This window comes from Enterobacter sp. 01-M-03-SI-ECC, from assembly GCF_047530215.1.
Classification (GTDB): domain Bacteria; phylum Pseudomonadota; class Gammaproteobacteria; order Enterobacterales; family Enterobacteriaceae; genus Enterobacter; species Enterobacter chengduensis.
Genome location: NZ_JBLKDA010000055.1, coordinates 1 through 12,156, shown reverse-complemented (window position 1 = coordinate 12,156; position 12,156 = coordinate 1). Strand labels below are relative to the sequence as shown.

The following is a 12,156-nucleotide window of genomic DNA, read 5'->3' as shown; positions in this document are numbered from 1 at the left end:
ATATGGAAAGAGTTCTTACCCAGATCGATACCAATAAGCGCAATGTTTTCCATGATGGTTCTCCGAATGAAAGCCTGTCCTCAGCATAGTACTGGGAAGGAGGGAGTGACCATCTCATTAAGTGTGGGAAAGAGGGAAGAGTAAGAACCCCGTTTATCCGACATGTCGGTCATTGAGTGTCGCGGCTCTTTTTCAAAAAGGGCTAATGGATTATGGTGAAAGTAGGTTATCACTGAATTTGAAGGTCTGATTCAGATCTCATCACTATTACCTTCGGAGTTAAAGTAAATGTCTGTTCATAAAATTTCGGCTAGATTTTACGCGAGCCTGAGTGTGGAATGGCCATGCCCGGCATGTGCCCAGAAAACACTGGTTATTGATAAAGAGACTTTCCACGCTAAGTCACTGCTGGAAAGTCGACAAATTCAGAATGAGGATTGGTTTGAACCTGAAATGGATGAGAAGGTTTTCAGCTGTATGGCGCACTGTTCACGGGCAAACTGTAATGAAGTGGTTGTCTGCATTGGTAAGGGAGGCTGGCAGGAGGAATGGGACGATGAAATGAGTAATCGTGATTATGTTGCCTGGTATAAACCAATGAGCTTTGTTCCGACGTTGCATCCATTTGCACTTCCCGGAGAATATCCGGAGGAGATTGCAGGGCCTGTTACAGCTTCTTTTTCTGTCTATCTCAGCCAGCCAGGATCTGCTGCCAATCTAATCAGGATCTCGGTTGAGAGAATGCTGACGGCAATTGGTATTCCTGAACATGGTAATAAAGGGAAGCGTATTTATCTCCATCAACGTATCGAACTCCTCGACGGGCAATATGCCCCCTACAAGGACACGCTGATGGCAATTAAATTCCTGGGTAACGCCGGCAGTCATACCTATGATGAAGTGACCACCGGGGATATCGAAGCGGCATTCGAGATTATGGAGTATGTCGTGAATGACCTCTTTTCCGGTCGTAAGGAGTCGATTGCAGTCCTTACCAGACGGCTGCATGACAAGTTCGGAAATCAGTGAAGTTCCCGGCAGTCCCGCCTCTGGCTTGCGGTTGCTGTACTCTGGAAGGCAGGATAGTTCAGGAGCTGAAGAACTATCCTGACTAATGAAAGCTGAAGTAATGTTGTTTAACCGGACAACATACTAATCCGCAAGATAGTCCGCAGGAGGATATTGATTCGACGTACTTATGCACATATATGTTATGCACTAAGTACAACAAATAAACTCAACGCAACAAAAGTATAAGTACCAGGCATTACTTAAATAAAGAATACTTTTTTAGATACTATTTAAGTAAACGCGTCAACCCTGCGGAGAATTTATTTTTGACTTTCATCAGGCTCTCTGGCATTATAATCAAAAATGATGCACACCCCACTCAACAGTGATTCTGTTGCCGTCTTATTTCGCCTGATGGTGAATGTCAGACCGCAGCCGTGTGCATTACGTGCCGGTTCCGGCATATTGCGATATCTGCACTTAAGTTAAATATTATCTGCACCGCTGACCTGGTTTACTCCATTATTCCGGTGTGCGCCGGAAATGGTCACAGAAGTACAGACCTGACTTATTGTGCCAGGCAAAGCAGTTGCGAGGGGGGATTCTCTTCGTAAGGGACACCTGGAGGGAGTGCTTAGCACGTGACAATCGCTGACGCAATAGCGAAAACGGCGAAAAACAAAGAAAATAACTAAAAATACATGTTGACTATTGACAAACATGCTTATTTCAGGGTAAGATAACCTTATTCTGAACATGACAGAGAATACTGTCATGTGGCCGACAGAGGCCAGGGCAACCCCAGATGAAAAGAATACTATCCGGTTCCCTGTTCTGTTGGCTAAGCCAAGACAGCAGGTACCGGTGCGCCCGGGCCTGCTTTTTTTGTGCCCGAAGAAAATGACGCGATTCTTTATTCCGCTACTGCGGAGATGGATTCGTACACCCTGAAAACACTTAACACTCACGCAGGTGAGTAAGGAGCTGGAGTGAAATAGCTAAATCTGAAATGTATTACGCGGTGACGTTATCACCATTTTTTTCAACCATTTAAAAAGGTTTCTAAATGAAAACTTTGAATGTAGTACCAAGAGTTATTTTATCTAAGGCTAATATAGGAGAAATCTATGCCATTATTTCAGTTCAATATTACAGTAAACAAACATTATGCACCTGTTACGCAACATATCAGTACACGCGCCCACCACCATAATGAAGAGTCTGGTCAGTCCGGGGGGAATGGACGTAAACCTGACAATAACGACGGCAAGAAAGTCACTATCGTCGATGTCATTATGGGGGGCATTTTTGCCACTATCCAGAGTTTCTGGAATACATCAATGATGCAGTGGGTGGTCGGCATTCTACACAGTCTTGGTATGCCTTCAGAATGGACAGGTCTAACAGCAACTTTGATTATCTCAATCGGGGTCAGTGCTTTACCTGTCGCGTTCCGCTGGTTAATGCGTAAGTTGTATTGCTAAGTAAGAAGTATGTCGGGGTATTTGCAGATACCCTGACAAATATAGTAGGGGTTGTTTGATGAAAGATCAACCCCTGTTATTACAAATAGAATACTAATGTAGTTCACTTGTACTACATTATATGTTCTCTTTAATCGCCTTGAGTACCTTCTCTGGCCCGGCTGACTGTGCAAGGTAGAGCCCAGCGCGCAACAACGTCGATACCGTGATATTTTTATGTGTCAGCGCCTGGATCTGTTCAACCAGTTCCTGTGCCAGCACCTTTTCGGCGGGTGTCATGCGTATTGTTTTGGGCGTTTCTCCTGTCGTATTTTTCTTTTTAGCCGCAATATTTGTCAGGCTGCTTTCTTTTCTGGTACGTTCCGGTTTTTCCATTTTTGGTCGAACAAGTTCTTTAGACATTATGCTGCCTCACTGCTGATAATTTCTTCTAGTTCGCGAGCCAGTTTGCCGTAGTCAACTAAAGCCATTGCGCTTTTCTGGTAGTAGTAGAGTGGGAGACAAGCCACCTGCGACTGCACTATTGCCTGATCGGTACGAATCCGGCTCTTTAACAGGCGAGGGGAGATCCTCTCATGTGAAGTCAATGCGGTATCAATATAGGTGTTAATTTTTTTATTGGCACCGTTGTAGTTATTTCGAAACACGCTGAAACGCGAGTAATCTTCCTCAGAGATCTCATCCATGTAGTCCAGCATGATTTCCAGGCCACTGAGCGAAAAACTCCCGCCGTCGACAGGAACAAGCACATGGTCGGCAATGAAAATGGCATTGCCGGTTGCGATGTTGAGCCCAGGTGCGCAGTCAATAATGATGTAATCGTATTCGGCGCGGACTTTCTCAAGATGTCGGCCCAGGATTTTTTCGCGGTGACTGCGTGTAAGTGTCTGTTCGATAATTTTTTCAAACGTCGGGTCGGACGGAATAAGATCAAGGTTAGGGATAGGTACTTCACCGGCCATCGCAGGAATGATGACATCACGGATATCAAATCGGGAATTATTATAGAGATCGCAAATTGTTGGCCCATACATGGAATAGTACTTTTTGCCATTTGCGGTCACTTCTGTCGTATTGGCCTGCTGGTCGGAGTCAATCAGCAGCGTGCGCTTTCCGGATCGGGCATAGTGGACAGCAAGATTTGTCGCTGAACTGGTCTTACCAGGACCGCCTTTGTTGTTCATTATTGCAACTATTCGCGCAGATTTTTCCTGTAGCTTGCTCATCATGACGGCTCCAGATTGAGATTATTAGTCAGGAGTATTTGTAATCCATTTTGCACACTTAAGCAATACAAATGTAATACAAAAAAGCAAAGGCAGGGTCCATTCTGTCAAAAATTGGTTCTTGTGCTGCCAGATGAGGCTTTCTTGATTTTCGACATTCAGGCGCCAGCGTCTGACTCTCGCTCTGACCCTGTAATCAGGGTTCAGTTTGGGAAACGGAAATTTTTGTACATTAAGCGTATTTTTTAACCGAAATACATAGGTTACGCCCTTATATCTTTCCATTGGGCTTCAGTCCCCTCTATGTCTTTTAGACATTATTAACGCATCATCGTTTACTTGTCCGTAAAATAGATCAATAATGCATAAGTTAACTAACTTATGCGGAATCACTTTATGTTTAGAGCTAATGAAGATTCGGAAAAACTGCGCGCCAAGGCATTCGACTACCTGCTAATGAAAGAGAGCTTTCCATGGCGTAAGGACAATAGCGGGTCTAATTCAACTGAGGACAGGAATCGTGCGGAGCACGCTTTGACTGTCATTCATGAAAAGTTTGGGCCTTTTGTTACGTCTTATCCTGAGTGGCATCCGATTATTGCTCTTGGCCGTGATGTGCATAACCATTCAGGAACTCAAACTACGCCCCGCTTCCCGCATCTTGATCACACGAGGTATATGGCAAATGCAATTATTACTTGCCCATATGGCAGCACGGATGAGCTGATTGCTACAGTTAAAACGTCTTACCGGGGGTTAGTTCAGTACCTGAATAGTGATGATGGGCGTTATAGCAGCATGGCTGGCTGGTTACGTATGGCCGCTGATTCCATTGAATTACGTGCTGCGTACATCACTGATGAATTAATCGAATCGTTTGCAGATGGTAATTATGACTACGACGATAGTGATGTTTTCAATGATGTTTCTGACTTAATTCCCCTGTATACACAAGGCGCAGGACCAATACTTATATGGTGGAGTTGGAATAATCACCAACTGGAGCCTGACGGCACAATTTCGCCAGCTATCGCTGTTCCGTTAATGCTTTCCCGTACCTTGGCTGATCTGTCATATGCCGAGTTCTCTGAGTCGTGGGAAGATATGCGCTATCTGCTTCTTGGAAGCCCACATGGTGCCCGTTCCTCGCTATTCCTCAACCAACTGACGGTGAAACAGCTTCGCACGATGTTTAACGGGTTAATGGAATCTGGCGCGTTTGGGCCGTTAAAGCACAAATGACATGGTATGGGATGCAAACTGTCTTGATTTGAGGAGCATCCGTGAAATCCTGACTGATGGACAGGCCTGCAAAAGCGTAAAAAGAGATATGAATAAAAAATGACGGTTCAGAACAGTACTTCAAGCAATTCCCCACGCAGTGAATCAACTGACGTAAGCACCCGGTCAACGCAGGCCAACCTTATACGAACCGAATATACGGAGGTCATTAACGATAGTGACATTCGAAAAATTCTCGCCAAGTTCGTTAAATCGGGAGTCAAAAAAATACCAGGATTCGGTACCGCACTGACGCTGCTGGAGGAAGGTTATACGGAAATAATCGCAATGGAGGAAAAGCAACGGCGTGCCCGCGTCGAAAAGTTCGTTACCGGCATACACCAGAAGCTGCCGGAACTGGCAGATATTTCTTCTGAAGACTTTCTTGCCGTACTCCGCAAGGTTCTGCAGGACGATGAGGATGAGAAAACTTGGCTTTATGTACGCCTGCTCGTTCAGCTGGGCAGGGGGACACTGGATAAAGAAACTCGTTTCCACTTTATTCATATGACGCACAACCTGACCTTCGGACAGCTTAAATTTATCCGGGAGTTGTATCTTCGCAAGACTCTGGAACTAAAGGGATATAACTCCAAAGGAGACGCAGAGCTAGCGCTGACAGATAAACCGGAGGGGATGACACAGCGTGCCATCAGTACTTTAATTAGCTGGGGTCTGATCAGAGAAGATCGTAGCGGAGAAGTCCGGCGTGCTCCTTTTTATCTTATGAATGATGATATGCATACCCTGATTAATCTGTTGTTTAGCAGCAAATCGCTGCAGCCTGCCGAAATAGAAATGGAAGTTAAAGACCAACCCGATGTCGTGATACTTACCTCGTTCCACTCAGACAGAGATCTATATGTTACTGAATTGCCTGAAAAGCTGGAACGTCAAAAACTGAAGGTCGCAATAATCGAAAATAACAGTGACCATCAGAAAACAACTCTCGCCGGCTTATATGTTTTCCTCACCACAGGGGAAGAGGAGATCCATTTTCGTCGGGAAGAATGCACGTATATCCAGGTCAGAGACACCCCGGCAAAGGACGGTGATCCCCTTATGAGAGTAAGAGTCAAGTCATCGATATTCAACGGTTCAGACATCTCAAAAACCTCCATTGACATATTACGGGACGTTATCAACAGGGTTGCGGATGGTGTGTTACGTCTTCATCAGGCGAAGGCCAGTAAGTAAAAGTCGATTTCCAAACGGCTTTTTACCTCTTACCGTATAAAAAGCCTCGTTGGGGTGTAAGTCGAGTTGAAATTTACGTTCTTAATAACCGCAATGTATACAACCTGGGATAACGAATAATGAAACGGAAGTTTTGCTCTCTGCTCCTGATCGTTATGGCGTTTTCGGCCAGTGCAGATTTCAGCGGCCGGATTGTGCGCGTGCTGGACGGGGATACCGTTGAGATGCTTGAGCCAGGAAACCAACTGACGCGCATTCGTCTGGCCGGCATCGATGCGCCGGAAAAGAGTCAGCCGTTTGGCCAGCGTTCCCGTCAGGAACTCTCATCAATGGTGGCCCAGCGGCATGTAACCGTCACCGGAAGTGATAAGGATCGCTATGGACGTCTGCTCGGTACCGTGTGGATTGGCGTGACAGATGTGAATGCCGAACAGATACGCAAAGGCCTGGCCTGGGCATACCGGTACCACGGAAAACCTACCCGGCCAGACTACGCTGTTCTGGAGGCCGAAGCCCGCCTTCAGTCAGTCGGACTCTGGTCAGAACCGGGTCAGACTGAGCCCTGGCGCTGGCGTAGCCTGCATCAGAATGGGCTAAAAAAGAATAATGATTAAGGAGATTTCTGAATGACGTTAAAATTGACAGAAAGCAAGCTGGAAAACCTTGTAGATACTTTAAATGCCATTATATGCGGTGAAGTAAATATTACACGTGAGCAGCGTGAAAATATGGTCAGGACGGTTGCAATTCTGGGAGGGTTAACGGAGCGGCAGCGCCTCATCACTGCGGAAAAAGAAGCTAAAAAGCAGGTAAAAGAAGAAAAGGAAAAAAAACCACGCCTTCCGGATGAAGTGTTTCCGCGTTCAGGAAAACCGTGGTCACCGGAGGACCTGGACCTTATTCATTCGATTATTGCTGATATTCCGGATGACAGAATCGACGATCATATACTCTGGCTGTCGAAGAAACTGCAGCGCACCCCTTATGCCATCACCCTGAAAATTGTCAGTGAAGGCCGTATGAACGAGGAATGGGCTAAAGGGTGGAAGCCTGCCGCAAAATCTATTCGTGAAGATTTCGCTCTGGTCAGGGAAAAAACTTCAGCAAATAATACAGATAATTCATGAGCGAACGCCACATATATAAAAGGGTCGATAAATTTGCCCAGATTTTGGGCGCTAATATGAATTTTTTATTAGGAACCTTCCTACTCCGCTAAATATAATATTCATGCAGCCGATAATAAGAGTGTAAGAAAGGGGGCGGTGTGAACGATTTTCATATTTTAAGTATTTGTATTCAGAATAAGGATGTGGCAGGCGCAATGCGCGTGCTGCGTGATAAATCAGAATTTGCGGTGCGCAAGATTCTGGAGAAACTTAAGATCAGGGTCACAACGCGAACCGGCAGGGCATTCTGGCATTATGTTCAGGGCTGGCTGTTAACCGCGTGTCGCCAGGGGAATCTACAGCATGAATCGTTCAGTACCCGACGTTCTTCCCACTATCCGGAACGCCAGCCAGCTCAGTCCCGCAGCTCTCGATATGGTCAAACTTCTCGCACTTCTGGCCATGATTATCGACCACATCAATACGGTGTTTCTGTCGCCAGCCTTGCCGGTGATGTATGCGCTTGGCCGGATGGCCTTCCCCCTGTTCACGCTTATATGGGCGATGAACGTACAGCGCACCCCGGAACGACTTCAGAAGAGAGCCAGTCGTCTGTGGATCTGGGCAGTCATCACCCAGCCGGTGTTCAGCCTGGCCTTCTGGCATCAGCAGCCCTGGTGGGCCCTGAACATTCTGTTCGTGTTTGCCGGCGTCACGCAGCTGCTTGCCCTGCAGTACCGGCACGGCCGGAAAGGAATGTTTGCGGGATATCTGCTCCTGGCCCTCATGATTTGGCCACTGGAGCCGGCAAGCTACGGGCTGGCAGGAATAACGCTGGCCATCAGTATGGCAACGGTTTCTGGCAGCGATACACCCGGAGTGCAGCGGCTGGCGGCCATCACTGCCGTGCTGTCACTGATTTGTTTAAACGGGTTATCGCATCTCCTGGATATGCCCGCAGAAACATTATTACTGGCCACGTTGCCTACTCTGGCATTCCCCCTGGCAGTAGTTTCCTTCTGCAGGCAAATCTGTCCGGACGGCCGCCGGCGTTTCATGCCGCGTAATTTCTTTTATTATGCTTACGCCGGTCACCTGGGGATTATTGGTCTTATACAGTATACTTTCGCCTGATTAGGGAGGACGTGATGGCTATCAGTGAGAAAGAGCTGCTTGAGGCAGGTTTCAGCAAGAGCGAAGTGGACAATTTACAGGGCCGGCTTGCAGCAGGCGGAGGCACCATGCAGTATCTCATCGATGCGCTATCACGGCGCTTCCGGGTGTCGGTATGGATCACTGTCGTGCTGGTTCTGGTTATGCTGGTCACCCTCATTGCCGGCAGCCGGACACACATTCTTTCCGGGGGCATGAGTTCCCTTGTCGTCCTGATCATTGCCTGGGTGACCTTCCCACCTGTACTGGGCTGGAAAGCATTCCGCCTGCAGAAGACTATTTCCCGGAAGGCTCAATAGTCAGTAAATCAAGCGCCACTTTGGCTTTAACTCCCCATCCCGCAATTTTAAGCGCCATTGCGGGACGTGGCGTGCCGGATACTTTCCTGAAGAAATCGGGCCTGGTCCAGTACCACAGCCGTTGTGCTTCGGGTTTCAGCCTCAGGCCATACGCGCCGTACACTTCGCTGAAGAGTGTGACAGCCTTATAGGTTCCCAACCCCTGCTGCCGGCTGAAGCCCAGAAATTCAGCGAACTCCATCGATCCGTCCGCAAATATCCCCTCCGTCTGTTTATCACCGAGGAGGTTGTGTGCGGCCTCACGTGAAATCGTGTTAAAGCCATTTACGACTATCACCGCACCAGCCACCACGCCCACCGGCGTCATGGAGGACATCATGACGATCCCACCAAAGATGGCCGCACCGGCCACCACGACGTCGACCGCTGAAATGATGTAGCCCACAATTTTGTTCTCGTCCCGGACAACCTTCACCTCAGCATAGAGTTTTGCATAGCCGGTTTTGAGCGATCGGGACTGCTCCAGCAGGCTGGTATTCTCAGCCCGTAAGGCCCGCAGACAGGCCATACAGTCATCATCCGTTTTCGCCCGGCGCGCGGCCTCAAACTGGGCCATGATGAATGCCCTGATCTCATCCACAAACTGAATCCGGATAAAACCATCCTGGAGATGCATAGCCGCCACCGTGTTGGCCGTATTCACCAGTTTCCGGGCCTCAAGGTTGATCATGGTTTCGGCCCAGGCACGGGGATTCTGGCCGGGTAAAAGCAACGTGTCCATTTTATCGCCTCGCTTATCTGTTTCTGAAAGCATATTCCCGAAACGAGTTTTGACAACAAAAAAAGGGCACGCTGCCCTGCAGAACTCACTGATGCCGCATCGCGGCATGGAGGCGCCAGCTGAAGCCAGACAGGGAGAGAAAGTCGACGGGCGCCGTGACCGGCGTAAGCCGCTGCGGTTTGAAAGGTTCTGCCTGTCCCATCCCTTACCCTGCAAAGCCATACCCGCGAACCGCCACGCCTGGTAGTGACGTGCGCGGTCGGAGTGAGCACGTCGAGGCCAGAGGCCGCTGACGGGCTGTATCTCCGCGTTAGCGCCGTGAGGCGCTTACGAGCGTGTACAGCGGGCTTGCCGCGACGCTAACTGCAGCAGCTCTTACTTCTAGTTACAACATCCCTCTTAAAGCGAGGGTGTTCCGGCCCTTCGGGCCGGGGCGGCGTCGGTTTAGCAGGGGTCAGGTAAGTATGCAGTGTTGGGTTCTGGCCAGAACGGGGCCCGGCGCTTGCGACGGGAGGAACTTTTGATTTTATTCTGAGCGCGCGGCCGTGAGGCCGCTGCATGCGAAGGCATTTTACGTTATCCACAGAGTGGCCGAAGACAATGATCTACTCTGGAATGTAATGAACAGAGAGATAAAAACGGTGAAGTAAGACTGTTTTGCGGAATGTCTTTTATTCATTTCCGGGTTACTTCACTTATTCGTTTGCGGATTTCTGTGTAAAAAAAGAGACAGTGGCCATTGCGGACCATAACGACACGCAGTACGTCATGGTGACCGGAAGGAGAAAGGAGTAAAGGATGAAAAATGAGCAGAATGGCCGAAAAAAACCAGCACGAAAAGCCCCGGTGAGGGGCCTGTAAACAGAAAGACTGTTGTTTCGTCTGTGACTAGTCAGGTGGAGAAAGCGCCAGATCCAGCTGGTAAAGATGCTGGATGGCCAGCGCCTTCAGGCGCTCAGATGTGCACCAGTACGCTTCGTCAGGCGGCAGGGTGCGGTAAATCCATTCAGACATTGCATGGAGTCGTTCATCTGCCGGCAGCTTAATCAGATTGTTGGCACGTTTACGCTCCGCGCCTTTTTTGCGGCGGTAAACGAGTGCCTCCCGGCGCTTACGGCCGGACCAGCATTTCCGCGCGGAATGGGGCTGAACATCATCATGTTCGCTCATCACCCCTTCCCGGATCAGCTGCTCACGCTCGGCGCTCTGACGGAGCTTCTTCTCCTGCTCTTTAAACAGCTTGTCCATATCGACGCCCAGCATCTGGAATCCCACGGGGGTGATATAGACATACGTTGGCAGCCAGGTGCGGGATTCACGATCCCAGGCGCGTTCTTCTGCGAGGCCCAGAACGCCAAACCGTACCTGTTCCTCAATAAGCCGTGAAAGGCGTGACACCGTCACCTCTGTTTCCGGAATGACATTGCCTTTTGCGTCCTTTGCACTGAGTTCTTTTGCAAGACGGGAGATACACATGCCGACGGTATGCTTGCCGGCATCACAGAAGCTGATGAGCACTGGCCAGAGGGCATCGAGCAGGCGCTGACGTTCCGGACGGAAGCCATATTTACGTCCCGCCTTACGGCGGCCGGCGACATAGAGAGGGTGACGAGAAACATGCATGCGCAGGCTGACCTGCCCGGTTTCTTTGTCTTTTTTCACCAGGCGATTGTAGGCATGACCGAGCTGTCCGGAGAGCTTTTTATAATGCTCCGGGCGATACCAGGCCGGGTTCTCACATTTGGCTTTTGTGGAATGCTCACCGCGTTTGCGGCGGGTCAGTTTTTTGACCGGTGCAATGAGGAAATTACCCTGAGTGCCGGCATCGACATCCTGCCAGAAACGGGTTAGCTCATCTTTCGGTAGATCTGACCAGTGAACAGAAATCTGATTGTCATTCACGGCGGCCTGTTCTTATGGCGGCCGGGTGTTGTTTTCTATGGTGCATGCGTTATAATCCTTCACAGGCAACGCGCCTGCTTTTGGACCCCCTGATACCTGTGTCTTCCGCCAAGATGATGACAGTTATCGGGGGGTTTGTGCATTCAGGCTCCGGGAAATCCCGTCACCTGCTCCTGAACGTTTTACTGGACACGTCCTGTCCCTGTTTGTTTCCGGAAGTCCGCATTTCTTCCGTAAAACCATCTTCTGCCACCCGTCTGCCTCACCACAAAGCAGTCAAACCGTCAGTTTGAGTTAGGTCACAAAAGTAATCTGAATCAACAATCTGTCCCACCACAAGACGATCGCTGACGATCCGAATACTACCTTCTCGTCAGTAATTTTTCCAGATGTTAGACCAGATAACCGTCCATAGTTTGCATGCTAATTGCCCTTAAGGGACTATAACCGGCAGCGCTCGCCGCAGTATCAGGCCGGCAGGCCTGATCGAGGAAGCGCAGGAGAACGGAACGGGAAGATGGCATTTACGCGCGGAATCTGAAGATCAGCCTCTGGCGGGAGACGATCTACAGGGGGTCGTCTCAGAAAACGGAATCTATGGTCACTCCCGTTTTTGCAACACCGATTTTGACGATAAGTTGGCTTGCTTGAATCTATCCGGCGTCTGAATGGGATTTTATTCCCGCGCCTCGA

The 12,156-nt window shown here is 49.1% G+C and carries 12 protein-coding genes; 8 read left to right on the top strand and 4 right to left on the bottom strand.

Annotated elements, in window-relative coordinates; all coding sequences use genetic code 11:
• The first annotated feature begins 288 nt into the window (after nucleotides 1–288).
• Both ACMWKK_RS25095 and ACMWKK_RS25090 read left to right on the top strand, forming a co-directional pair.
• A complete protein-coding gene (locus ACMWKK_RS25095; RefSeq protein WP_406542954.1) occupies nucleotides 289–1,029 on the top strand; it encodes a DUF4145 domain-containing protein in 741 nt (246 codons plus the stop codon).
• Between the two features lie 1,109 nt (nucleotides 1,030–2,138).
• Nucleotides 2,139–2,495, top strand: coding sequence for a hypothetical protein (locus ACMWKK_RS25090; RefSeq protein ID WP_047028184.1), 357 nt, complete (start codon nucleotides 2,139–2,141; stop codon nucleotides 2,493–2,495).
• Nucleotides 2,496–2,612: 117 nt separating this feature from the next.
• Here ACMWKK_RS25090 and ACMWKK_RS25085 read toward each other — a convergent pair whose 3' ends face one another.
• Nucleotides 2,613–2,897 (bottom strand): hypothetical protein, encoded by a 285-nt coding sequence (locus ACMWKK_RS25085; RefSeq protein WP_047028183.1) that lies wholly within the window; start codon nucleotides 2,895–2,897, stop codon nucleotides 2,613–2,615.
• Entirely contained in the window at nucleotides 2,897–3,724 is an 828-nt protein-coding gene (locus ACMWKK_RS25080) for a ParA family protein (protein ID WP_047028182.1), read from the bottom strand. The genes ACMWKK_RS25085 and ACMWKK_RS25080 overlap by 1 nt, the downstream gene beginning before the upstream one ends.
• 393 nt (nucleotides 3,725–4,117) lie before the next feature.
• Between ACMWKK_RS25080 and ACMWKK_RS25075 the strand changes: the two genes are divergently transcribed.
• From ACMWKK_RS25075 to ACMWKK_RS25050, 6 genes are all read left to right on the top strand, one after another.
• Nucleotides 4,118–4,963 carry a hypothetical protein gene (locus ACMWKK_RS25075; protein ID WP_047028181.1) on the top strand — a complete coding sequence of 282 codons (846 nt, stop codon included), beginning with the start codon at nucleotides 4,118–4,120 and terminating at the stop codon, nucleotides 4,961–4,963.
• Nucleotides 4,964–5,062: 99 nt separating this feature from the next.
• Nucleotides 5,063–6,199, top strand: coding sequence for a hypothetical protein (locus ACMWKK_RS25070; protein WP_052768200.1), 1,137 nt, complete (start codon nucleotides 5,063–5,065; stop codon nucleotides 6,197–6,199).
• Nucleotides 6,200–6,318: 119 nt separating this feature from the next.
• Entirely contained in the window at nucleotides 6,319–6,813 is a 495-nt protein-coding gene (locus tag ACMWKK_RS25065) for a thermonuclease family protein (protein WP_047028180.1), read from the top strand.
• A 12-nt stretch (nucleotides 6,814–6,825) separates the two neighbouring features.
• The gene (locus tag ACMWKK_RS25060) at nucleotides 6,826–7,326 is read left to right on the top strand and encodes a hypothetical protein (RefSeq protein ID WP_047028179.1); all 501 of its coding nucleotides are present in this window, start codon (nucleotides 6,826–6,828) and stop codon (nucleotides 7,324–7,326) included.
• A 345-nt stretch (nucleotides 7,327–7,671) separates the two neighbouring features.
• Nucleotides 7,672–8,442 (top strand): TraX family protein, encoded by a 771-nt coding sequence (locus tag ACMWKK_RS25055; protein WP_047028178.1) that lies wholly within the window; start codon nucleotides 7,672–7,674, stop codon nucleotides 8,440–8,442.
• Between the two features lie 14 nt (nucleotides 8,443–8,456).
• Nucleotides 8,457–8,780: a hypothetical protein gene (locus ACMWKK_RS25050; protein ID WP_047028177.1), complete on the top strand. Its 324-nt coding sequence runs from the start codon at nucleotides 8,457–8,459 to the stop codon at nucleotides 8,778–8,780.
• Here ACMWKK_RS25050 and ACMWKK_RS25045 read toward each other — a convergent pair.
• Together ACMWKK_RS25045 and repA are read right to left on the bottom strand one after the other, a co-directional pair.
• Nucleotides 8,758–9,561 carry a DUF4225 domain-containing protein gene (locus ACMWKK_RS25045; protein WP_047028176.1) on the bottom strand — a complete coding sequence of 268 codons (804 nt, stop codon included), beginning with the start codon at nucleotides 9,559–9,561 and terminating at the stop codon, nucleotides 8,758–8,760. The two genes, ACMWKK_RS25050 and ACMWKK_RS25045, sit on opposite strands and share 23 nt — an antisense overlap.
• 888 nt (nucleotides 9,562–10,449) lie before the next feature.
• Nucleotides 10,450–11,463, bottom strand: coding sequence for a plasmid replication initiator RepA (gene repA, locus ACMWKK_RS25040; RefSeq protein WP_047028175.1), 1,014 nt, complete (start codon nucleotides 11,461–11,463; stop codon nucleotides 10,450–10,452).
• Nucleotides 11,464–12,156: the final 693 nt, after the last annotated feature.

What these genes read in the sequence shown, in the direction of transcription:
- ACMWKK_RS25095 (WP_406542954.1), top strand. Translation starts at nt 289, where the DNA reads ATGTCTGTTCATAAAATTTCGGCTAGATTTTACGCGAGCCTGAGTGTG.
- ACMWKK_RS25090 (WP_047028184.1), top strand. Translation starts at nt 2,139, where the DNA reads ATGCCATTATTTCAGTTCAATATTACAGTAAACAAACATTATGCACCT.
- ACMWKK_RS25085 (WP_047028183.1), bottom strand. Translation starts at nt 2,897, where the DNA reads ATGTCTAAAGAACTTGTTCGACCAAAAATGGAAAAACCGGAACGTACC.
- ACMWKK_RS25075 (WP_047028181.1), top strand. Translation starts at nt 4,118, where the DNA reads ATGTTTAGAGCTAATGAAGATTCGGAAAAACTGCGCGCCAAGGCATTC.
- ACMWKK_RS25050 (WP_047028177.1), top strand. Translation starts at nt 8,457, where the DNA reads ATGGCTATCAGTGAGAAAGAGCTGCTTGAGGCAGGTTTCAGCAAGAGC.
- ACMWKK_RS25065 (WP_047028180.1), top strand. Translation starts at nt 6,319, where the DNA reads ATGAAACGGAAGTTTTGCTCTCTGCTCCTGATCGTTATGGCGTTTTCG.
- ACMWKK_RS25070 (WP_052768200.1), top strand. Translation starts at nt 5,063, where the DNA reads ATGACGGTTCAGAACAGTACTTCAAGCAATTCCCCACGCAGTGAATCA.
- ACMWKK_RS25060 (WP_047028179.1), top strand. Translation starts at nt 6,826, where the DNA reads ATGACGTTAAAATTGACAGAAAGCAAGCTGGAAAACCTTGTAGATACT.
- ACMWKK_RS25055 (WP_047028178.1), top strand. Translation starts at nt 7,672, where the DNA reads ATGAATCGTTCAGTACCCGACGTTCTTCCCACTATCCGGAACGCCAGC.
- ACMWKK_RS25080 (WP_047028182.1), bottom strand. Translation starts at nt 3,724, where the DNA reads ATGATGAGCAAGCTACAGGAAAAATCTGCGCGAATAGTTGCAATAATG.
- ACMWKK_RS25045 (WP_047028176.1), bottom strand. Translation starts at nt 9,561, where the DNA reads ATGGACACGTTGCTTTTACCCGGCCAGAATCCCCGTGCCTGGGCCGAA.